This is a genomic window from Lysinibacillus sphaericus, from assembly GCF_015844675.1.
Lineage (GTDB): Bacteria > Bacillota > Bacilli > Bacillales_A > Planococcaceae > Lysinibacillus > Lysinibacillus sphaericus_E.
Genome location: NZ_LDGC01000025.1, coordinates 205769 through 229198 on the forward strand (window position 1 = coordinate 205769; position 23430 = coordinate 229198).

Annotated in this window: 24 protein-coding genes; all 24 read left to right on the forward strand. The window is 38.5% G+C overall.

The window, feature by feature from the left end:
• Positions 1-45 precede the first annotated feature (45 nt).
• The gene (sucC, locus tag ABE34_RS09080) at positions 46-1206 is read left to right on the forward strand and encodes an ADP-forming succinate--CoA ligase subunit beta (RefSeq protein ID WP_197141878.1); all 1161 of its coding nucleotides are present in this window, start codon (positions 46-48) and stop codon (positions 1204-1206) included.
• 17 nt (positions 1207-1223) lie between these two features.
• Entirely contained in the window at positions 1224-2126 is a 903-nt protein-coding gene (sucD, locus tag ABE34_RS09085) for a succinate--CoA ligase subunit alpha (RefSeq protein WP_197141879.1), read from the forward strand.
• Between the two features lie 191 nt (positions 2127-2317).
• Entirely contained in the window at positions 2318-3214 is an 897-nt protein-coding gene (gene dprA / locus ABE34_RS09090; protein ID WP_197141880.1) for a DNA-processing protein DprA, read from the forward strand.
• 91 nt (positions 3215-3305) lie between these two features.
• Positions 3306-5384: a type I DNA topoisomerase gene (topA, locus tag ABE34_RS09095; protein WP_197141881.1), complete on the forward strand. Its 2079-nt coding sequence runs from the start codon at positions 3306-3308 to the stop codon at positions 5382-5384.
• 18 nt (positions 5385-5402) lie between these two features.
• The gene (gene trmFO, locus ABE34_RS09100) at positions 5403-6716 is read left to right on the forward strand and encodes an FADH(2)-oxidizing methylenetetrahydrofolate--tRNA-(uracil(54)-C(5))-methyltransferase TrmFO (protein ID WP_197141882.1); all 1314 of its coding nucleotides are present in this window, start codon (positions 5403-5405) and stop codon (positions 6714-6716) included.
• Between the two features lie 542 nt (positions 6717-7258).
• On the forward strand, positions 7259-8158 hold the full coding sequence (gene xerC / locus ABE34_RS09105; RefSeq protein ID WP_197141884.1) for a tyrosine recombinase XerC: 900 nt from the start codon (positions 7259-7261) through the stop codon (positions 8156-8158).
• 20 nt (positions 8159-8178) lie between these two features.
• Positions 8179-8724, forward strand: a complete 546-nt coding sequence (gene hslV / locus ABE34_RS09110; protein WP_079560452.1) for an ATP-dependent protease subunit HslV — start codon at positions 8179-8181, stop codon at positions 8722-8724.
• Entirely contained in the window at positions 8724-10124 is a 1401-nt protein-coding gene (gene hslU, locus ABE34_RS09115; protein WP_197141885.1) for an ATP-dependent protease ATPase subunit HslU, read from the forward strand. Before hslV ends, hslU begins: the two co-directional genes overlap by 1 nt.
• A gap of 87 nt (positions 10125-10211) precedes the next feature.
• A complete protein-coding gene (codY, locus tag ABE34_RS09120) occupies positions 10212-10991 on the forward strand; it encodes a GTP-sensing pleiotropic transcriptional regulator CodY (RefSeq protein WP_049668434.1) in 780 nt (259 codons plus the stop codon).
• A gap of 912 nt (positions 10992-11903) precedes the next feature.
• Positions 11904-12296, forward strand: a complete 393-nt coding sequence (gene flgB / locus ABE34_RS09125; protein WP_197141887.1) for a flagellar basal body rod protein FlgB — start codon at positions 11904-11906, stop codon at positions 12294-12296.
• Positions 12297-12299: 3 nt separating this feature from the next.
• Positions 12300-12761 (forward strand): flagellar basal body rod protein FlgC, encoded by a 462-nt coding sequence (gene flgC / locus ABE34_RS09130; protein ID WP_197141889.1) that lies wholly within the window; start codon positions 12300-12302, stop codon positions 12759-12761.
• Positions 12762-12784: 23 nt separating this feature from the next.
• Positions 12785-13090, forward strand: coding sequence for a flagellar hook-basal body complex protein FliE (gene fliE, locus ABE34_RS09135; protein ID WP_197141891.1), 306 nt, complete (start codon positions 12785-12787; stop codon positions 13088-13090).
• A gap of 341 nt (positions 13091-13431) precedes the next feature.
• The gene (gene fliF, locus ABE34_RS09140) at positions 13432-15021 is read left to right on the forward strand and encodes a flagellar basal-body MS-ring/collar protein FliF (RefSeq protein WP_197141893.1); all 1590 of its coding nucleotides are present in this window, start codon (positions 13432-13434) and stop codon (positions 15019-15021) included.
• 15 nt (positions 15022-15036) lie between these two features.
• Positions 15037-16050 carry a flagellar motor switch protein FliG gene (gene fliG, locus ABE34_RS09145; RefSeq protein WP_079560458.1) on the forward strand — a complete coding sequence of 338 codons (1014 nt, stop codon included), beginning with the start codon at positions 15037-15039 and terminating at the stop codon, positions 16048-16050.
• Positions 16043-16831, forward strand: coding sequence for a flagellar assembly protein FliH (fliH, locus tag ABE34_RS09150; RefSeq protein WP_430982157.1), 789 nt, complete (start codon positions 16043-16045; stop codon positions 16829-16831). The genes fliG and fliH overlap by 8 nt, the downstream gene beginning before the upstream one ends.
• A 5-nt stretch (positions 16832-16836) precedes the next feature.
• Positions 16837-18162, forward strand: a complete 1326-nt coding sequence (fliI, locus tag ABE34_RS09155) for a flagellar protein export ATPase FliI (RefSeq protein WP_079560460.1) — start codon at positions 16837-16839, stop codon at positions 18160-18162.
• 1 nt (position 18163) lies between these two features.
• Entirely contained in the window at positions 18164-18613 is a 450-nt protein-coding gene (gene fliJ, locus ABE34_RS09160) for a flagellar export protein FliJ (RefSeq protein ID WP_197141897.1), read from the forward strand.
• Between the two features lie 4 nt (positions 18614-18617).
• Positions 18618-19226 (forward strand): MotE family protein, encoded by a 609-nt coding sequence (locus ABE34_RS09165; RefSeq protein ID WP_197142063.1) that lies wholly within the window; start codon positions 18618-18620, stop codon positions 19224-19226.
• A gap of 21 nt (positions 19227-19247) precedes the next feature.
• The gene (locus ABE34_RS09170; protein ID WP_241747159.1) at positions 19248-20531 is read left to right on the forward strand and encodes a flagellar hook-length control protein FliK; all 1284 of its coding nucleotides are present in this window, start codon (positions 19248-19250) and stop codon (positions 20529-20531) included.
• Positions 20532-20533: 2 nt separating this feature from the next.
• Positions 20534-21223: a flagellar hook assembly protein FlgD gene (flgD, locus tag ABE34_RS09175; protein ID WP_197141899.1), complete on the forward strand. Its 690-nt coding sequence runs from the start codon at positions 20534-20536 to the stop codon at positions 21221-21223.
• Between the two features lie 15 nt (positions 21224-21238).
• Positions 21239-21610 carry a TIGR02530 family flagellar biosynthesis protein gene (locus ABE34_RS09180; RefSeq protein WP_197142065.1) on the forward strand — a complete coding sequence of 124 codons (372 nt, stop codon included), beginning with the start codon at positions 21239-21241 and terminating at the stop codon, positions 21608-21610.
• Between the two features lie 79 nt (positions 21611-21689).
• Complete coding sequence (locus ABE34_RS09185) at positions 21690-22655, forward strand: flagellar hook-basal body complex protein (RefSeq protein WP_197141901.1); 966 nt, start codon at positions 21690-21692, stop codon at positions 22653-22655.
• Positions 22656-22770: 115 nt separating this feature from the next.
• Positions 22771-22992 (forward strand): flagellar FlbD family protein, encoded by a 222-nt coding sequence (locus tag ABE34_RS09190; RefSeq protein WP_197141904.1) that lies wholly within the window; start codon positions 22771-22773, stop codon positions 22990-22992.
• Positions 22982-23410, forward strand: coding sequence for a flagellar basal body-associated protein FliL (gene fliL, locus ABE34_RS09195; RefSeq protein ID WP_197141906.1), 429 nt, complete (start codon positions 22982-22984; stop codon positions 23408-23410). Before ABE34_RS09190 ends, fliL begins: the two co-directional genes overlap by 11 nt.
• Positions 23411-23430: the final 20 nt, after the last annotated feature.

Sequence of the window (23430 nt, forward strand, 5' to 3'; positions counted from 1 at the left end):
ATGTTAGTAAAACAATTTTGCAAATGTTTGATGGGAGGATGTATTATGAATATCCATGAATATCAAGGGAAAGAGATTCTTAGAAAATATGGTGTTGCTGTACCAAACGGAAAAGTTGCTTTTTCCCCTGATGAAGCTGTGAAAGTAGCGAAAGAACTTGGCTCTAATGTGACTGTAGTCAAGGCGCAAATTCATGCAGGTGGACGCGGGAAAGCAGGGGGCGTAAAAATCGCTAAAAACCTTGACGAGGTGCGTACATATGCTAAAGAATTACTAGGTAAAATTTTAGTGACTCATCAAACAGGTCCTGAAGGAAAAGAAGTAAAACGCTTATATATTGAAGAGGGTTCTGATATTCAAAAAGAATACTATTTAAGTTTAGTATTAGACCGCGCAACATCCCGTGTAACAGTGATGGGATCTGAAGAGGGCGGCATGGATATTGAGGAAGTAGCGGAATCACATCCAGAAAAAATCTTCAAGGAAGTTGTGGATCCTGTTGTAGGGTTAACAGGCTTCCAGGCACGTCGCATGGCGTTCAATATGAATATTCCAGCTAACCTAATAGGGAAAGCTGTTAAATTAATGTTAGGCTTGTATCAAGCGTTTATCGACAAGGATGCTTCTATTGTAGAAATTAATCCACTTGTTATAACTGGACAAGGAGAAGTTCTAGCATTAGATGCTAAATTTAATTTCGATGCAAATGCGTTGTATCGTCATAAAGATATTGTCGAATTACGTGATTTTGATGAAGAAGATCCAAAGGAAATCGAAGCATCAAAATATGACCTTAGCTATATTTCGTTAGATGGCAACATTGGCTGTATGGTTAATGGAGCTGGTCTTGCAATGGCTACAATGGACACAATTAGCTATTACGGCGGAAGCCCTGCTAACTTCTTAGATGTAGGTGGCGGTGCAACGGCTGAAAAAGTAACAGAAGCTTTCAAAATTATCCTTTCTGATCCACATGTAAAAGGCATTTTTGTAAACATTTTCGGCGGAATTATGAAGTGTGACATTATCGCAGAGGGTGTTGTAGCAGCTGCCAAAGAACTTGGCTTAACTGTGCCGTTAGTTGTACGTTTAGAAGGTACAAATGTAGAGCTTGGAAAAGAGATTTTAAATGCATCTGGTTTAAACATCGTTGCAGCGGATTCAATGGCTGACGGTGCACAAAAAATTGTGGGACTAGTAGGCTAAGGAAGGCAGGGAGAACAATGGCTGTATTTATTGATAAAGATACGAAGGTAATTGTACAAGGTATTACGGGGGAAACAGCGCTTTTCCATACGAAGCAAATGCTTGAGTATGGTACTAAAATTGTAGCTGGTGTAACGCCGGGTAAAGGCGGTCTTGAAATCGAAGGAGTGCCTGTATTTAACACTGTAGCGGAAGCTGTGGCTGCAACAGGTGCAACAACTTCAGTTATTTATGTACCTGCTCCATTCGCGGCAGATGCTATTTTAGAAGCTGTTGATGCTGAATTAGAATTAACAATCTGTATAACTGAGCATATTCCTGTACTTGATATGGTTAAGGTAAAGCGTTATATGGAAGGTAGAAAGACACGTCTAGTAGGTCCTAACTGTCCTGGTGTTATTACGGCGGATGAATGTAAGATTGGTATTATGCCTGGTTACATCCATACGAAAGGGCATGTAGGAGTTGTTTCACGCTCTGGTACATTAACATATGAAGCGGTACACCAGTTAACACAAGCTGGTATCGGTCAAACTACAGCTGTAGGGATCGGTGGAGACCCTGTCAATGGTACAAACTTTATCGATGTTTTGGAAGCGTTTAACAACGATCCAGAAACATATGCAGTTGTGATGATTGGGGAAATTGGAGGGACAGCTGAAGAAGAAGCAGCTGAATGGATTAAAGCGAATATGACGAAACCTGTCGTTGGCTTTATCGGTGGACAAACAGCTCCTCCAGGTAAACGTATGGGTCACGCTGGTGCTATTATCTCAGGTGGTAAAGGAACAGCAACAGAGAAAATTAAGGCTATGAATGCTGCTGGTATTGAAGTAGCAGAAACGCCATCTGTCATTGGTGACACGCTTATTAAAGTAATCAAAGAAAAAGGGCTATACGAAAAGTGTAAAACCCATTAAAATGGAAGATGTAGCACATTGTGGCTACATCTTTTTCTTTAACTTCTTTCAGCGGGTGTTCAAACACCTGCTGAAAGAAGTTAAAGCTTCCAGCGGATGTCATGGACTCTGCATTATTATGCTTCTAACTCCTACTTACTTTTTGAAAAAGCGGTCATTTAATTTCTTCTATTATAAAAGGAGGCTCTTAAATGATTTTTTCAGTTGATACACAGAGATTGCTAGCTTTACATTATATATACCCATTACCACTTCAAAAACTTCAGCGATTATTGTCCCCGGTGGATATACTAAGTTATTTTGAGGAAGCGCCCCCCTACGAGATTGCAAAAGTACTGCAAATATCATTGAGTAGAGCTTTGGAGATATCCAGGGGTTTTCGACAAATTATGACATTGTCGTTTGCAGAAGCTTATGAAAGGGCCAATATTTCCCCGATACCTTATCATCATCCTTTTTACCCGGCGCAATTATTTGAAATATCAAGCCCACCTACTGTATTGTATGTGAAAGGTCGGTATTCGCTATTGACGAAAGAAAAACAAGTAGCCATTATAGGTTCTAGAAAGGCTACATCATATACAAAAACTGCGATGGACCTAATCGTGCCACCCCTTGTTGAACACGGATATACAGTTGTAAGCGGGCTTGCAAGAGGGGCAGATACGATCGCTCATGAGACAACTATAGAAGTTGGCGGTTCCACAATTGCAGTGCTTAGTCACGGGTTTAATTATATATACCCTAAGGAAAATCAGTCTCTCGCTGACCATATGGCGGAGCATCAGTTACTTGTCACAGAGTATCCTCCATATATGAAACCTGAGAAATGGCATTTTCCAATGCGTAACCGAATCATTAGTGGGTTGTCAAAAGCTATAGTTGTAACCGAAGCAGCGTTAAGAAGTGGCACGCTTATTACAACAGACAATGCATTAGAGCAAGGAAAAGATGTATTTGTTGTACCGGGTCCAATTAATGCAGAGCAATCAAAAGGTACAAATAAATTACTATTAGAAGGAGCTATTCCAGTGTGTAATGGTCACGAAATCGTTGAAACACTTACGCTCTTTTCTAACAAAAATTGAAAAAAAGTTGCATTATCTTAAAATCTGTTATACATTTTGCAACAGGTAACTTAAAAAATTAGCAATAGACCTCGCTAAGGGGGAGACATAGATGGCGGATTATTTAGTGATTGTAGAATCACCAGCAAAAGCAAAAACAATTGAACGATATTTAGGAAAAAAATATAAAGTGAAAGCGTCAATCGGGCATGTTCGTGATTTACCACGTAGCCAAATGGGCGTTAGTCCAGAAAATAATTATGAACCTAAATATATTACTATTCGTGGTAAAGGGCCTGTTTTACAGGACTTAAAGTCTGCGGCTAAAAAAGTGAAGAAAGTCTTTCTAGCGGCCGATCCAGACCGCGAGGGAGAAGCGATTGCTTGGCACCTTGCGACTGCGTTAAATATCGATATTCAATCAGATTGTCGTGTCGTTTTTAATGAAATTACAAAAGATGCGATTGTAGAATCCTTTAAAAATCCACGTCCTATTAATATGGATTTAGTAGATGCACAGCAAACACGTCGTATATTGGACAGACTTGTTGGTTATAACATTAGTCCGATTCTTTGGAAAAAGGTTAAAAAGGGATTATCTGCAGGGCGAGTACAATCTGTAGCACTACGCATGATTATTGATCGTGAAAATGAAATTAAAAACTTCCAACCGGAAGAATATTGGACAATTGAAGGTTCTTTTGAAAAAGGGAAGAAAACGTTCGATGCGCTTTATTACGGTAATGGCAAAGAAAAAATTAAATTAACAAATGAAGAACAAGTAAAATCTATTTTAAAAAATGTTAAAGGTACAAGTTTTGAAGTTGTTAATGTATCGAAAAAAGAACGTAAACGAAATGCAGCACCTGCTTTTACAACATCTTCTTTACAGCAAGAGGCAGCACGTAAGTTAAATTTCCGTGCTAAGAAAACGATGATGCTTGCACAACAATTATATGAAGGTATTGATGTTGGTAAAAAAGAGGGGACAGTCGGTTTAATTACTTATATGCGTACCGATTCTACACGTATTTCAGATACAGCAAAGACAGAGGTAGTAGCCTACATTGAATCTAAATACGGCAAAGAATTCATCTCAACAGAGTCGAAGCAGGCTAAAAAAGCATCAAATGCACAAGATGCCCATGAGGCTATTCGTCCAACTAGTACGATGCGAACTCCGGATGAATTAAAGGCAGTGCTTAGTCGAGATCAATTGCGCTTATATCGTTTAATTTGGGAGCGTTTTATCGCAAGTCAGATGGCGCCGGCCGTACTTGATACAGTAGCTGTTGATCTTCAAAATGGTGATGTTTTATTCCGTGCAAATGGCTCTCAAGTTAAATTTGCCGGCTTTATGAAACTCTATATTGAGGGTACAGATGATCAAACAGAAGAGACAAACAAGCTTCTACCTGAAATGGAAGTTGGCGATCAAGTAAAATCTCTAGAAATCGAGCCGAAGCAACATTTCACACAGCCACCACCACGTTATTCAGAGGCGCGTCTTGTAAAAACAATGGAAGAGTTAGGTATAGGGCGCCCGTCCACATATGCACCGACCCTCGATACAATTCAGCGCCGTGGCTATGTCGTATTAGATGCAAAACGATTTATGCCGACAGAGCTAGGAGAAATCGTGCATCAACTCGTACTAGAGTTTTTCCCTGATATCATAAATATCGAATTCACAGCACAAATGGAACAAGATTTGGATGATATTGAAGAAGGTGGTCGTCAGTGGAAAGAAGTTGTGCATGAGTTTTATAAGGATTTTGAGGTCCATGTAAAATATGCAGATGAGGCTATGGAAAAGGTTGTTATAAAAGATGAACCGGCTGGCGAAGATTGTGAGCTTTGTGGATCTCCAATGGTCTTTAAGCTTGGACGATACGGAAAATTTATGGCTTGTTCAAACTTCCCGGATTGCCGCAATACAAAAGCTATTATGAAACCTATTGGCGTAAAGTGTCCTTCTTGTGAAACAGGCGAAATTGTAGAACGTAAGAGTAAAACAAAGCGTTTATTCTATGGTTGCAATCAGTATCCTGAGTGTGAATTTGTTTCATGGGACAAGCCAATTAATAGACCTTGTCCGAAATGTAGTGCATTATTAGTAGAGAAAAAAATTAAAAAAGGTGTTCAAATTCAGTGTACGAAATGTGACTATGAAGAAACACCTACTCAATGATAGGAAGATGGTAAGAACATGACTGAACAAGTAGTAAATGTAATAGGCGCAGGGCTTGCAGGCAGTGAGGCTGCTTGGCAAATTGCTCAACGTGGTGTGAAAGTAAAACTTTATGAAATGCGTCCAGTAAAACAAACACCAGCTCACCATACTGATAAATTTGCGGAGCTTGTTTGTTCGAACTCCCTACGTGCAAATGGATTGACGAATGCCGTAGGTGTGATTAAAGAAGAAATGCGTATTCTAGACTCTGTAATTATGAAGGCGGCCGATGCATGTTCAGTACCAGCAGGCGGTGCCTTAGCAGTGGATCGACATGAATTTGCAGGTTATGTGACAGAAGCGGTGAAAAATCATCCTCTTGTGGAAGTCATTCATGAAGAAGTCACTGATATTCCAGAAGGTATTACTGTTATTGCCACAGGACCACTAACATCGAAAGCTTTAGCTGAAAAAGTTCAGGGCTTAACAGGTTTAGATTATCTATATTTTTATGATGCAGCAGCACCAATTATTGAAAAAGACAGCATCGATATGGAAAAAGTTTATTTAAAATCTCGTTACGATAAAGGGGAAGCAGCATATTTAAACTGTCCTATGACAAAGGAAGAATTTGATCGTTTCCGTCAAGCGTTAATCGAAGCAGAGGTTGTGCCATTAAAAGAATTTGAAAAAGAAATTTACTTTGAAGGATGTATGCCTATCGAAGTAATGGCTGCTCGCGGTGAGAAAACAATGTTATTTGGACCAATGAAGCCAGTAGGTCTAGAAGATCCGAAAACAGGGAAACGACCTTATGCAGTTGTCCAGTTACGTCAAGACGATGCAGCAGGAACTCTTTACAATATCGTTGGCTTCCAAACGCACTTAAAATGGGGACCACAGAAGGAAGTACTACAATTAATTCCGGGATTAGAGAATGTTGAAATCGTTCGTTATGGCGTAATGCATAGAAATACATTCATTAATTCGCCAAAGGTTCTAGAGAAAACGTACCAACTTCGTGAGCAAAAAAATATTTTCTTTGCTGGTCAAATGACAGGTGTAGAAGGATATGTTGAATCTGCTGGTAGTGGATTAATTGCCGGTATTAATGCAGCTCGATTAGCATTAGGACAAGAGCAAATTATCTTCCCGTTTGAAACGGCTTTAGGTAGTATGGCGCGTTATATAACAGAAGCGCAATCGAAAAATTTCCAGCCGATGAACGTTAACTTCGGAATTTTCCCTGAACTACCACCAGGGCGTCGTTCGAAGCCAGAGCGTGCAGAGATGCATGCTACACGTGCAATAAGCACAATTCGTAATTTTGTGAATTCACAAACAATTTGATTGCAAAAAGCCTCTAAAAGTTGGTATACTCTTAGAGGCTTTTTCTTTTTTTGTAGCAAAATGCTAATTTACACTTGTTTTATTATTTTGTATGGAGATTTTCTCAAAATATAAACATTTTCACTTGCTATATGATGAAGATAGGTATAGTGTCAATATGTATGTTTTCTACATTAACGATACCCAAAGTGACAAACTAAAGAGGATCATCGAAAATTGACATTCTTTTAATGGCAAGTAAAAGCACTTTAGGCTCATCAGCCAACGTTGAGGGTGGCATTTGTAAAAATGTATGCCGTTTATATAAGTTGATTGGAAGTGTAGACTAAGCGACTCCTTAGGGATCCAGCAATAGAGGGACGAAGGCTAACACCATCACGTCCTGTGATAACGCCTTCGTGATCAACATCCTTTTGGCCCAAGCGGCTCACTGGACGCCTTTAGGAAAGAGGTCATGCGGAACGAAAAATCAACCGCTCGTTATGCTGATGCCCTGTAATTTGAGAAGATTATCAATAAATCCATTGGTGGTGAATCTTTTTATGTTAGTTTCGTCCCAAGATGCACTTGAACAGTTTATGCTTTATATCCAAATTGAAAAAAACTTCTCTGTTCATACAGTGCGAGAATATGAATCGGACCTACTAGATTTTTTAGCGTTTTTGCAAGCGGAGGGCGTAAATGATTTAGCTAGCGTTGAGTATATACATGCACGTCTTTATGTAACAAAGTTGTACGATGAAAAGAGAGCAAGATCATCTGTATCAAGGAAAATCTCCTCAATACGCTCTTTCTTTCGCTTTCTAAATAAACAGCACGGATTAGATGATGGGGCATTTCGATCACTTTATCATCCGAAAAAAGAATCACGTTTACCTAGTTTTTTTTACGAGGAAGAATTGAAGCAGCTATTTGATGCGAATGTCGGCGATGATTTGAAATCATTAAGAAATATGGCTATATTGGAGCTGTTATATGCGACAGGTATTCGTGTAAGTGAGCTCACCTCAATTCAAGTAGAAGATGTTGATTTCCATTATTCGATTATTAGGGTAATGGGAAAAGGGCGAAAAGAACGCATTATTCCATTCGGGCAATTTGCGAGTTTAGCTATGCAGGATTACATAGAACAAGCTCGTCCACGATTGATGAAAAACACAAGTCATCAGCAATTGTTTGTCAACATGCGCGGTGGGGAACTTACTCCACGAGGTGTACGTCATATTTTAACTGAAATGATTGACAAAGCCTCGCTCCATACGAAAATATATCCACATATGCTTCGCCATACTTTTGCCACACATTTATTGAATAATGGCGCAGATTTACGTACGGTGCAGGAGTTATTAGGCCATGCTCATTTAACTTCTACACAAGTTTACACTCATGTAACAAAAGAGCATCTACGTCAAACATATATGAATGCTCATCCAAGGGCATAATAAGCTAAGGAGGAAGGCGAATGGGACAAATTCATGCGACAACGATATTTGCAGTTCATCATAACGGAGGTTGCGCGATGGCAGGTGATGGTCAAGTGACCCTGGGAAATGCGGTTGTTATGAAGGGTACAGCTAGGAAGGTCAGACGTCTGTTTAATGGGCAGGTGCTTGCCGGGTTTGCGGGATCGGTTGCCGATGCTTTTACACTTTTTGAAATGTTTGAAGGAAAGTTAAATGAATACAATGGCAATTTGCAACGTGCAGCAGTAGAAGTTGCTAAGCAATGGCGCGGTGATAAAATGCTACGTCAATTAGAGGCTATGCTACTTGTAATGGATAAAAGTACACTCCTTCTTGTTTCGGGTACGGGAGAAGTAATTGAACCGGATGATGGAGTTTTGGCAATTGGTTCTGGGGGTAACTATGCGTTATCAGCAGGTCGTGCCCTGAAAAAGTATGCAGGTGATACAATGTCTGCTCGTGAAATTGCTGAAGCGGCATTAGAAACCGCAGCTGGAATCTGTGTGTTTACGAATCATAATATTATCGTGGAGGCGCTTAACTAATGACAAAAAATAATTTAACGCCAAGACAAATTACTGAGCATTTGGATCGTTATATCGTTGGACAAAATGAAGCGAAGCGAGCGGTAGCTATTGCACTACGTAATCGATATCGTCGCTCACTGCTAAGTGATGAGATGAAGGCTGAGGTAATTCCGAAAAATATTTTGATGATTGGACCTACAGGTGTCGGAAAAACAGAAATTGCACGAAGAATTGCAAAGCTAACGGGTGCACCATTTGTAAAAGTTGAAGCAACGAAGTTTACAGAAGTAGGATATGTAGGACGAGACGTAGAGTCAATGGTACGTGATGTAGTAGAAGCTTCCCACCGTCTTGTAAAAGAAGAAATGATGGAGTCTGTGAAGGACCAAGCTGAAGAATTAGCAAACGAAGCGATAGTTAAGTTATTAGTTCCTTCATTACGAAAAAAACAGTCCATGCAAAATCCGTTTGAAATGTTATTTGGCGGAAAAGAACAGCAAGCCAATGATGATTCTTCTTCTGAAGAAACTGAAGTGCGCTCCAAACGTGCGCAAATCGCTATCGATTTACGTAATGGTAAATTAGAAAATGAATGGGTTACAGTTGAAGTAACTGAACAAAATCCTTCTATTTTTGATGCGTTACAAGGAACGGGTATGGATATGTCTGCAAACAATGGCATGCAGGATATGCTGTCTAGTTTAATGCCTAAAAAGCAGAAAAAACGTCGTCTACAAGTGAAAGACGCGCGTCGTATTTTAACGATCGAGGAAGCAAATAAACTCATAGATGCAGACGAAGTTGCTCAAGAAGCCATTTCAAGAGCAGAACAATCAGGTATTATTTTTATTGATGAAATTGATAAAATCGCTAGTAAGGATAGTAACTCCTCTGCAAACGTATCGCGTGAGGGTGTGCAACGTGATATTCTACCAATTGTTGAAGGTTCTACTGTAACGACAAAATACGGTGCTGTAAAAACTGACTTTATGCTTTTCATTGCTGCTGGAGCATTTCATATGTCGAAGCCGTCAGATTTAATTCCTGAATTGCAAGGTCGTTTCCCGATTCGAGTGGAGCTTGAAAAATTAACGAAACAAGATTTTGTGCGTATTTTGCAAGAGCCAGATCAATCACTTATTTTGCAATACAAGGCCTTATTAGAAACCGAAGGCGTGGAGATAAACTTTACAGAAGACGCGATTGAGCGAATTGCAGAAATTGCAACTGAGGTCAATCAGGAGACTGATAATATTGGAGCTCGACGTTTGCACACAATTTTAGAACGCTTATTAGAAGAATTATCATTTGAAGCTGCTGAAATTGCACCCGCAAATATTCCAATCACTGCTGCATATGTAGATCAAAAACTTGCGGGTATAGTAAAAAACAAAGATTTGTCGCAGTTTATATTGTAAGATAAGGCTGAATAGTTTCATTGAGTTGAAAAAACATTTAGAATATTAAGAAAATACTCTTCGGATTATTTATAGGAGGAACATATAATGAATTTATTAGAAAAAACACGTAAAATTAACTCGATGCTCCAAGCATCTGCTGGTAAACCGGTAAACTTTAAAGAAATGGCAGATACATTAGGAGATATTATCGACAGTAATGTTTATATTGTAAGCCGTAAAGGGAAGCTTTTAGGTATTTCAATTCACCAACAAATTGAAAACGAGCGTATGAAAAAGATGTTCGAAGAGCGTCAATTCCCAGAAGAATATACACATAGCTTGTTTACAATTTCTGAGACATCTTCAAACTTAGATATTAATGACGAACATACTGCTTTCCCAGTTGAAAACAAAGAGTTATTCCAAAACGCATTAACAACGATCGTACCGATTGTTGGTGGTGGTGAGCGTCTTGGTACATTAATTCTTGCTCGTTTATCTTCACAATTTGAGGATGATGATTTAATTTTAGCTGAGTACGGTGCAACAGTAGTTGGTATGGAAATCTTACGTGAGAAATCTGAGGAAATTGAAGAGGAAGCTCGTAGCAAAGCTGTTGTACAAATGGCAATCAATTCACTTTCATACAGTGAGTTAGAGGCTATTGAACATATCTTTGAAGAGCTTGATGGCCATGAAGGCTTACTTGTTGCTTCAAAAATTGCAGACCGAGTTGGTATTACACGTTCAGTAATCGTAAACGCATTACGTAAACTAGAATCTGCAGGTGTAATCGAATCTCGCTCTTTAGGTATGAAAGGTACTTACATTAAAGTACTGAACGATAAATTCTTAAATGCATTAGCTGAAATTAAAATGAAATAATAAAATAGCGTCCTTTTCGGACGATCTGAGGCATCTGGAATAATTTTGTTCCAGATGCCTTTTATCATATAGAGAATCGAAATGGCTAAGTGAAACTTTGTGAATGTTGTGGCCTTACTATCCCCTTTCCAGGCTACTTACTATCCTGTAACGAGCGTCGACCACCACTTCCTCCTTTTAGTTCCCTATATTGGCACTGCGCTTACGCACAACACTGCGCTTTCTCACAAATTTGTTGTCCTAAAGCCTTCGGCGGATTTGACACAAAAAATTCATTGGAAACAGAAAGGTATCTGGGATAATCTTGTTCAGATGCCTTTTATAATTCGACGAAATTTGCGGTTGGGTTTACATGCTTTAAATATGGCGAATCATGTTTTAGTACTAAATAAGGGGGAGGAATCATCTATATTTTAATCTTTTCTCTTATTTTTATAGGTAAGTTCTCGACCCTCTTAGACGCTAATATCATTGCTTTATCCCTAAATTTGTCTTTTGACATATGCGCTACTTTTTTCGTAAGTGAAAAAAGTATATGCTCCAATTGTTACTTGTAAGACAGTATGGAATGACTATTCTGAATTTTTTGTAATATCATAGCCTTATGTTCAAATAGTAAAAAGGAACTCTAATTTAGACATTGTGTCTACTGTTGTTTTGGTAAAAAAAGGAATAAAATAGATCCTAAAACCGTAAACACTGTCGAAATGGTGTAAATTGACTAGTGTAGGGGAGGGTGGCTATGAATCCAGTGGTATCAAGGGATGCGGAAGTATTGTCCTGGTTATTTGCGTATAAAAATGGGTCGTTTATACTATCAAAAAGTGACAAAAGACAATAGACACTACGTATCATCTTAATTACAATTGTATTATTGGATAAAATAAGAAGTACAAGAATGAGGTGAGCTTTTTGGATTTGTTTGGAGGAACTATTAGTAAGCTGGAAAACGGACTTTCTTATGCAACTTTGAATCATAAAACGATCGCTAATAATATTGCGAATGTCGATACGCCGAATTATAAGGCGAAAAATGTAAGTTTTAAAGATATGTTGGAGAAAGAACAAGAAATGTCAATTTCGGCATATCGTACGGATAATAGACATTTTGATTTCGCGATTCGACAATCAACGCCTGGTGTGAATAATATAAATGGCTTGCGTTATCGAAATAATGGTAATGCCGTAGATATGGATGCTGAACAGACAAAGCTTGCGGAAAACCAAATTTATTACAACGCATTAATTGAACGCATGAACGGTAAGCTAAATACTCTAAATACGGTTATTAAAGGAGGTAAGTAATAGATGTCTATTTTTCATGGAATGAATACTACTGCCTCAGCATTAACGGCACAGCGTTTACGAATGGATGTAGTTTCGTCAAATATGGCAAACATGGATTCAACCCGTGCTAGACAGGTGAACGGGGAGTGGGAGCCATACCGCAGAAAATCTGTAACGTTTACAGCGCAAGAGGGACAGTTTTCAAAGTTCTTTAATGCCGCAGTTGGCAAAAATGCAAAAAGTGGTGTTGGCAACGGCGTAAAAGTTACGCAAATAAAAGAAGATAGAGAAACACCTTTCAAACTTGTGTATGATCCAACTCATCCAGATGCAAATGCAGATGGCTATGTAAATATGCCGAATGTAGATCCATTAAAAGAAATGGTAGATTTAATGTCAGCTACTCGTTCCTACGAGGCAAACATAACTGTATTGAATGCAAATAAATCAATGCTGACAAAGGCTTTAGAGATTGGAAGATAAATAAGAGGAAGGGAAGATACATAATGACAATTTCGTCCGTTTCACAAATGACACCTACGCAGGTTGTAAATGAAACAAATAAACTTAATGTGACACCTTATGAAGCACAACAAAGCTTTGCGAACTCGTTAAAAGAAGCAATATCGAAGGTTAATGATCAACAAATTACTTCTGATAACCTTACTCAAAAGTTAATTAATGGTGGAGATGTAGAGTTGCACGAAGTGATGATTGCATCACAAAAGGCGAGCATTACATTAAATGCAACAATTGAAGTTCGCAATAAGGTGATTGAAGCTTACCAAGAAATAATGCGTATGAGTGTCTAACTTTAATTGAATAAGCACTATTGAAGTAAAGAATTTATCCCATATTTTAAATGGATGATTGATGTGGAGGTTGGATGACTCATAGGGATCACGTTCATGATACAGAAGGTGATAGCCTTGAAGTGAGTGAGACAATAGAAAAGCGAAGGCAATTACATCATGTCTTGTGATAATGCTTTCGAGGCCAACATCCTGATTGCCCCAAATGGTTTATCGGACGCTCCTAGTCGAAACGGAAATCAATACGTTATGGTGATGATAATGATTGAATGTTATGGGATATCACTGTTTTCGCGAATTATTAGATGGATAGGTTGTTCACTATAACCGGAGGATTCATAATGAATGAACGATTGACGAAAATAAAAAACGACACCAGCCAGTTTTGGACAAGTCGTAGTAAAAAACAAAAATTTGTAATGATTGGTTCAGTGGTAGGGGTTATAGCACTTGCTGCCGTTATTACACTTTTTGCAACAAAAATTACATATGTACCACTTTATAAAGATTTATCGACAAGAGAAATCGGACAAGTGAAAGAAGCGTTAGATAACCAAGGTGTAAAATATGAGCTGGCACCGGGAGGAACATCGATTTTAGTGCCAGAAGAACAAGTTGATTCATTGTTAGTGCAGTTGGCATCGGAAGGATATCCGCAAACAGGATCGATTGATTACTCTTTTGCAAATAGCTCTGGATTTGGTATGACAGATAATGAGTTTAATCTATTAAAAAAAGCTGCGACTGAAACAGAAGTTGCAAAGCTCATTAAAAATCTAGAGGGTGTAAAAGATGCAAAGGTAATGATCAACGTCCCAGAAGAGGGCGTTTTCCTAAAGGATGTTAAAGAAGATGCGACAGCATCTATTGTTTTGAATACTGATCCTGGCTATAAATTTACTGAGCAACAAATTGCCACTATGTACAATTTAGTTGCCAAAAGTGTTCCAAATTTAAAGACGGACGATATTGTTATTTCTAATCAATTTTCTGAGTACTTTGATCTGAATGCTGCGACTACTGATGGAACTTCAACAACGACAGCTGAAGGTCAGTTACAAGCGAAAAAATTGGTTGAACGTGACCTACAACGACAAGTTCAAAGTATGCTAGGTACGCTTATGGGGCAAGACAAAGTAGTCGTTTCTGTGACAACAGACATTGATTTCAAAAAAGAAAATCGTGAAGAAAACCTAGTTACACCGGTTGACGAAGAGAATATGGCAGGAATAGAAATTAGTGCTCAACGTATTACAGACCAATATTCTGGAGGGGCTGCAGCTACTGGTACACCTGAAGCTGAAACTACCACAGATAACTTCACAACGTATAACGAAGGTGTAAATGGTAATGGAGAAGGCGAACATACTGAAGAAACAATTAATAGTGAGGTAAATCGTATACGCAAAGAGATCCAAGAGGCACCATATAAAATTCAAGATATTGGGATCCAAGTGATTGTTGAACCGCCGACAGCAACTGATGCAGCAACATTACCAGATGGGATTCGTGAGGATATCCAGCAAATTTTAAGTACGATTGTTCGTACGACGATTTCTAAAGATGTAGCAGCTGAACTTACTCAAGATCAAATCGATGAAAAAGTAGCTGTTTCAGTGCATCCTTTAAATGGTAAAGCAACAGAGACAGCTAGTGAAAAATCTGTTATTCCATGGTGGGTTTGGGTAATCGGCGGCATTTTACTTGCTGTCATAGTATTGCTTGCATTCTTCATTATCCGTTCACGTAAACGTGCACAGGAAGAAGAAGAACTAAGTATCCTAGATGAACAAGAAGAACTAATGATTGAAGATATAAATGAAGAAATTGAAACGGAAGCTACAATGCGTCGTAAGCAGCTTGAAAAAATGGCCAAAGAAAAGCCAGACGATTTTGCGAAGTTACTGCGTAGTTGGATTGCGGAAGACTAACTAGGAGGTTCGGCTGTGTCCAAGAAAGATAAGGAATTAACAGGCAAACAAAAGGCCGCTCTCTTGTTAATTTCATTAGGGCCTGAGGTTTCAGCTTCTGTCTATAAACACTTAACAGAAGAAGAAATTGAACGTTTAACATTAGAGATTTCAAGCGTTAAAAAAGTAGAAGCAAATGTGAAAGAGGAAATTATTGAGGAATTCCACAATATTGCACTTGCACAAGATTATATTACACAGGGTGGTATTGGTTACGCGAAGACAGTATTGGAAAAAGCTCTTGGTGTAGAACAGGCGCAAACAATTATTAATCGCCTTACATCTTCTTTACAAGTACGTCCTTTTGACTTTGCGCGTAGAGCTGATCCAGCACAAATCTTTAACTTTATTCAAAATGAACATCCACAAACAATTGCCCTTATCCTCTCATATTTAGAGGCAGGGCAAGCTGGTGTGATTTTATCTTCATTGCCACAGGAAGTACAGGCTGATATTGCTAAGCGTATTGCTGTAATGGATTCAACTTCACCAGAAGTTATTAGTGAAATTGAATCTGTTTTAGAGCGTAAATTATCATCGACTGTGACACAGGATTACACTGAAACTGGTGGCATTGATGCAGTTGTTGAAGTGTTAAATGGTGTAGACCGACAAACGGAAAAAACAATTCTCGATGCACTCGAAATTCAAGATCCAGAGCTTGCAGAAGAAATCAAAAAACGTATGTTTGTATTCGAGGATATTGTTACGCTCGACAATCGTTCGATACAACGTGTTATTCGCGATTGTGAAAATGAAGACTTACTGCTTTCAATGAAAGTTTCAAGTGAAGAAGTAAAAGACATTATTTTCCGCAATATGTCACAACGTATGGCTGAGACATTTAAGGAAGAAATGGAAATTATGGGTCCTGTTCGTCTGCGTGACGTAGAGGAAGCGCAATCTCGAATTGTTGCGGTCATTCGTCGCTTAGAGGATGCTGGTGAGATTATTATTGCACGTGGTGGAGGAGATGACGTCATTGTCTAGAATCATCCGTTCTGTACATACACAGTCCAATGGTGATCATGTCAAAAAGATTCAAATCCGTGAAATGTTTGAGTTGCATGAGATAGAAGATGGAGAAATTCAACCTCAAAAACAGATTACTATGGAAGAAGTGCTAGAAGAGCGCGAGCGCTTGCTTGCAGAAGCTAGAGCTACTATACAGGCTGAACGCGAGGCTTTTGAACAAGAAAAGCAAATATTCTCCCAGGAAATAGAACGTTTAAAGCAAGACTGGGAAGAAGAACGACCTAATCGAGTGCAAGAAGCTTATGATGAAGGATTTGGTCAAGGTTATGAGGATGGAACAAACAAAGCGAATGAAGCGATGGTGCAATCTCTCCAAACGGCCAATGAAATAATTATTCAAGCGGGGGAGAATGCTCGGAAATATATTGAAGATCAAGAATCGATTATTTTAGAGCTAGGTTTAACCGCCGCAGAGCGAATTATTAATACATCTTTAGAGCGAGACAACGAATTATTTGTGTCAATCGTTCGTAGAGGACTTAAAGAAGCAAGAGAAATGAAAGAAATAAAAATCTATGTTGCACCTACTTACTATGCATTAATTACTGGTAATCGTGATGAACTGGCTGAAATGTTCCCAACTGATGTACCATTTATGATTTTTGTAAATGAAGATTTAGAAAATGAAACAGATTGTTATATAGAAACAAATCATGGTCGAATTGTTGTAAGTATTGACGAGCAATTAAACGAACTAAGATTGAAGTTACATGAAATATTAGAAAGTAAGGAATGATCTAGATGAAAACGGCTCAATTAATCGAACAAATTCCTCAAATACCAACCTTTAAAAAGTTTGGTAGAGTTACTAGAGTTGTCGGCTTGATGATTGAGTCGCAAGGTCCAGATAGTTCCATTGGTGACGTTTGTAAAATTTATGTGGAAACTTCTAAAAACGGTCATCAAATTATCTTGGCAGAGGTTGTAGGCTTCAAAGATGAAATTGTCGTCTTAATGCCTTTTACCTCCCTAAGAGAAATATCAATTGGCTGTCTAGTTGAAGGTACAGGGGCCCCACTTGAAGTAAAAGTTGGCCCCGAGCTAATCGGTAAAGTACTTGATTCTATGGGGAATCCGATAGATGGAACTTTATTACCGAAAGGATTAATGTCAGTTCCGACAGAGCAGGACCCACCAAATCCGCTAACACGCCCACCTATTAATGAAAGACTCGAAGTAGGTGTTAAAGCAATTGATGGCATGCTTACAGTGGGTAATGGACAACGTGTTGGTATTTTCGCAGGATCTGGGGTCGGGAAAAGTACATTGCTTGGTATGATTGCGCGAAATACACAAGCGGATTTAAATGTAATCGCACTAATTGGAGAGCGTGGTCGTGAAGTTCGTGAGTTTATAGAGCGAGACTTAGGGCCAGAGGGTTTAAGTCGTTCTATAGTTGTCGCTGCCACTTCCGATCAGCCTGCGCTGATGCGCATTAAAGGTGCCTTTACCGCAACAGCGATTGCCGAATATTTTAGAAATCGTGGTTTAAATGTCATGTTGATGATGGACTCCGTGACTCGTGTTGCTATGGCACAGCGTGAGATTGGTCTTGCGACAGGTGAACCACCAGCTCAAAAAGGATACACACCATCTGTTTTTGCGATTTTACCTAAATTATTAGAGCGCACAGGTACTAATGAGAAAGGCTCTATTACTGCATTTTATACAGTGTTAGTAGATGGTGATGATATGAATGAGCCGATTGCTGATACTGTGCGAGGGATTTTAGACGGTCATATAGTCCTTGATCGAAACCTTGCCAATAAAGGTCAATATCCAGCTATTAATGTATTAAAAAGCGTCAGCCGTTTGATGAATCATGTGGCAGAACCAGAGCACAAAAAGGCTGCGGAACGATTAAGAGAGCTTTATTATACATATGACAAGTCGGAGGATCTAATTAATATCGGTGCATATAAGAAAGGAACATCAAAAGAAATTGATGAAGCTATTTACTATGAACCGCTCATTACCGCTTATTTAAAGCAAGGGTATTTAGATAAAGTGACCCTTGAGGAAAGTATGAATGAGTTAATTTCATTATCGAACGGTGGTGGACATTAGAGTGGTAAGTTATATTTATCGTTTTGAAAAAGTGTTAACCATTCGAGAGCAGGAAAAAAATGAAACTGAAATTGCCTATAAAGAATCTGTACGTTCTTTTGAGGAAGTAGCGACAAAGTTATATGAGTTGTTAAAAAAGAAAGAAGATTTAATAGAGTTTCAACAGGAGCGTTTAGCTGTAGGTTCATCAATAGAGGAAGTTCATCATTATGCACGTTTTATTGATAGCCTCGAAAAAACAATTGCTGATGTACAGCAGAAAGTTGTTCAAGCTCGTGCAAAAATGAATTGGCACGAAGAAAAATTATTAGAAAAAAACTTGGAAGTACGTAAATTTGAAAAAATGAGAGAAAAAGATTTCAAAGTGTTCCAGCAAGAGCAGGATCGTATCGAAGGTATTTTTTTAGATGAGATTTCAACGCTTACGTATAACAAGAGAGAAATCAGGTGATTTCATGACGAAAAAAGACAATCGACTTAAGACGGAATTAGAAGAACAACTGCCTAAACGTAAATCAGGAGGCCTTCGAAAGTTTTTCACATGGTTTTTAATACCGGTTATGTTTGTAGCGGCAATTCTACTTGTTGTTGCAACCTTAATGAATACGAATGTCTTTGATTTAGGGAAGAAAGCATTCGAAAGTTTACCATTCGTTCCTTCAGAAGAACAACAAGCAAGAGATGCCATAGTAAATAATGATTCGAAGGTTGTAAATTTACAGGCTGAAATACAAGAAAAAGAAGCAGAAATTGTACAGTTACAAAAAAAGATCGATACATCAACAACTGAAAAAGAAAAGTTAACGACAGAAAATGAGCAGCTGAAATTTGAAGTTGAAAAATTAAATAGGGAGCAAAGTGACGTAAAGCGTGACTTTACTGATATTTTAAAAACATTCGATAAGATGTCCCCTAAAGCAGCGGCGCCAGTTCTAATTAAAATGAGTGATACAGAAGCACTTCGTATTTTAACAAATTTAAAGCCAGATAAATTAGCGGCGATTCTAGAAAAGATGGAACCACAAGATGCAGCTAAATATACAGAAATGATGGCTAAACAATAAGAATATCTGAAAGGAGGTGAAATGATGGATGTAGCTATGATGCAAATGATGTCTAAGGCTATACCAACTAAAAACGCGGCTACAAAGTCTTCGACAACAGGCGATTCCAATGTGACAGCAAATGGACCGTCGAACAAAGAAAAGTTAGCAACGTTTGGATCAGTGTTTGGTAAGGTTATTTCTTCTTCAAATCAAATACAGCAGCAAACACAGTCAACAGATACAAAAGATATCTCTGATTTAGCAGCTGTTTTAAATGCTGAGTCTATAGAAGAAGTACTAGATGTACTAGGTATCCCTCATGACGATGGCTTGTTAATGCTTCAAATTGGTGAAGAAGGTAAAGCTGTTGCAATAGATGAAATGTTAAATGTTGATCACTTAATGGATGCATTGGGGATTGAGACCGGGCAACTCCAACAATTAGTACAACAGTTGTTAGGGGAAGATCAAGAAGCAAGAGATATATGGGAGCTTTTAGCGCTAGTAGACGCTCAGGCACCAATGCTTCAAACACAAATCGTAGCAGCTATACAAGGTGATGGACAAATGACACCGAAAGAAATAGCGCCATTGCTTCAAGTGTTAAAATTAGCACAGCTAGTTGGACAAAAAACAGACTTAACAGCTTCACAAGAAAACGTACTAACTAACGTCAAGAGTCTTTTGACAACGATGCAAACACAAGTTGAGACGCTTCAAACGGCACAGCAAGTAACAACGAAAACAACAGTAACACTTCCGTTACAAGGCTTTCAGAAAGTAGTTCAACAAGTTCAAGTTACAAAACAGACAGACACAAGTGCGAATGAAATGGTGACTACCAATACAGTCCAAACAAAAGCAGATACGTTCCAAGTGACACTGCCTGCTGCAAAACCGGCGCAGTCAGAGGCATTATTAAAAGAGATGCAAGCAATTATCAATAGAGCCCAAATCTCGAATGCACAAGGTATTACCCGCTTAACATTGAAATTGTATCCAGAAAATTTAGGAACAATTCGTATCGAGCTTGTGCAAAATGACGGTGTCCTTACAGCACGTTTGCTAGCTTCAACAGCACAAGGTCGTGAATTACTTGATAGTCAATCGCATCAATTAAAGCAAGCCTTCGTACAGCAAAATATTCAAGTGGATCGCCTTGATATTGCCCAATCACTACAAGATGCAGATCGTCAACAACGCGACCAAAGCTTCTTCAATAATTTCTTTAAGCAACAGCAGCAAGATGAGGAAGAGCAAAAAAGCGACGATGACGATGAAGGCAAGTCCTTTAGTGACTATCTAATTAGTGAGGAGGTGTAGAGATGGCAGAAGCAACGACTGATAAAATGACTGGAAAAATAACGGATGATTTTTACTATCAGAATTATAAGAAGCCAGTTAGGGAAACGGGTAATAAGGAACTCGGTAAGGATGCTTTTCTACAATTATTAATTGCACAATTAAAACATCAGGATCCAACAAATCCTATGGACGACCGAGAATTTATTTCTCAAATGGCGCAATTCTCTTCTTTAGAACAAATGCAAAATATGACAAAAGCGATGAATTCATTATTAGCTTCACAGCAACAAACACAGCTTATGAGTTATACAACATTTGTTGGTAAAGAAGTAAAATGGCATGAGATAACAGAAGAGTTGGATGAAGACAAGAAACCTATTATCAATGAAGGAACAGGCATTATTGAATCGTTGAAATTTGTAGACGGAGATATAGTATTCGTATTAGCTGATGGTAAGGAAATAACGCCTGGCAATATTTCAGCTATTTTAGGCGGTTCAGGAACGAATTCGAGTGATAACAATACTGAAAAAGAATCTCCTCTTGTACAAGCAAGCAAGCTCATTGGTAAAAAAGTTACCTATAAAGACGGCGAGCAAGAACTACAAGGACGTATCGTTTCTGTCTCGAATAAAGATGGCGTTATTTATTACGTATTAGACAATGACAAAAAATTAACACAAAAAGAATTTACCGAAGTAAGCGAATAGAGGTGGAGAAGAATGATGGATCAGTTTTCATTACATCGTGTACCATTACATCCATCTATTCGCCAGACACAACCAACGCCAATAAAAACACAGCAATCGTTTAAAGCTCATTTACAAGAAGCTACCAAGCAACAAGAATTAAAAGTGAGCAAGCATGCGCATGAACGTATTATCGAGCGTAATATAGCGATTTCTAAACAAGAATGGCAGGTTGTATCAGAAAAGGTATTTGAAGCACACTCAAAAGGTGTCAAACAACCATTAGTCTTGATGGATCAAGCAGCTTTAATTGTCAGCGCTAAAAACGCAACTGTCATTACCGCGATGGACCGCACGGAAGCAAAACAGCAAATATTTACAAATATTGATGGCACAATCGTGCTGTAAAGGCTGGACCTGTGATAGGAGGCCTAGGCGTGCTGATTGATAGAAGCATGCAATTAATAGACGAGGGGAGAACGACATTATGTTACGTTCTATGTATTCTGGTATTTCAGGTTTAAAAAACTTCCAAACGAAGCTCGATGTAATTGGAAATAATATTGCTAATGTTAATACTTACGGCTTTAAAAAAGGACGTGTAGTATTTAAAGATTTAATGTCTCAAACGTCAGCGGGTGCCTCTTCACCTACTCAAACTCGTGGTGGTGTTAACGCTAAGCAAATTGGTTTAGGTTCACAACTCGCTGCAATCGATACAATTCACGGTTCAGGGTCAATGCAAACAACGTTTCGTGAGTTAGACTTAGCTATAGCTGGTGATGGATTCTTTATGGTAGGTGATGCAAATGGTGCACCTAATGAAGACGGGGAACTAGATGCAGAGGGTTACAACAATATTCTCTATACACGTGCTGGTAACTTCTACATGGACAGAAATGGATATTTAGTGAATGCCGATGGTAAATATTTAGTCGGTCACGCAAGTGATGAGTTATCGATTTCTGCTGATGGTGATTCAATCGATGGTTCTCAAGCTGAGGAACAAAAAGAAGGGAATGGACTTGCTGATTTAGAAGGTAATATCGCTGATGGAATGGATTTTGCAGCTGATATTTCACCGATTCGTATCCCTACAACAGCGCAATCAATGTCTATTGGTCAAGATGGTACAGTTACGTATGTAGACTATAAAGGTGACCGACAATATGCAGGTCAACTCATACTCGCAAAGTTCCCAAATGCTGGAGGTCTTGAAAAAATGGGTGGTAACTACTACCAACCTACAGCAAACTCTGGAGAACCATACGCTCAAGTTGGAACAGTAGGTGGGATTGGTTCTGTTCAAGCTGGATCCCTAGAAATGTCCAATGTAGACCTTTCAGAGGAGTTTACAGAAATGATTGTAGCGCAACGTGGTTTCCAATCAAATACACGTATTATCACAACTTCTGATGAAATTCTTCAAGAGCTTGTGAATTTAAAACGCTAAGTAATTTGTAAGTAAAGAAATACTGGTTAAGATTACAAAGTGCTCAAAACTAAAAACATAATTTCATATGAGGGAGGGTCGGGCCGGCTCTCGTGCTAGACCCGGCCCTATTTCAATGATTGAACTAACACGTTTAAATGGCAAAGTATTTACATTGAATGCTTTATACATAGAAACGGTCGAATCTTTTCCAGATACGACCATTACATTAACGACTGGAACTAAAATCATTGTTTTACAGAGTGAAGATGAGGTGCGACAAAAGGTAACAGCCTTTTATAAAAATATACAAATACTATCAAACCCGCATCTACGAGGTGAAGAAGATGAAGAATAACAAAGTGTTAACGATGATTATCATCGTACTAGTAGCAATCATACTTATTGGGGGGATTGGGTTTGTGTTATATACCCAATTTAATAAGCCAGCAGGATCTCTTGAGCCAACCATTGATGAAATCGTAGAAGCTTCTGTAGAAATTCCAGAAATTACGACAAATCTAGCTGATAACAAAATTGTACGCATATCGTTAAAAATTCAAACAACAAATAAAGATGCTGGTACTGAGTTAACGAAGCGTGATTTCCAAGTGAAAAACATTGTTATTCAAGAGCTTTCTGAAATGGAGCAAAAGGATTTAGAAGGTAAGCAAGGTAAACAAATTTTCCAAAAATCATTAAAAACACGATTAAATGAACTGATGCAAGAGGGAGAAGTTCAGGAAATTTATATTACCTCCTTCATCACACAATAATAAAGAAACTGCTTGAAATG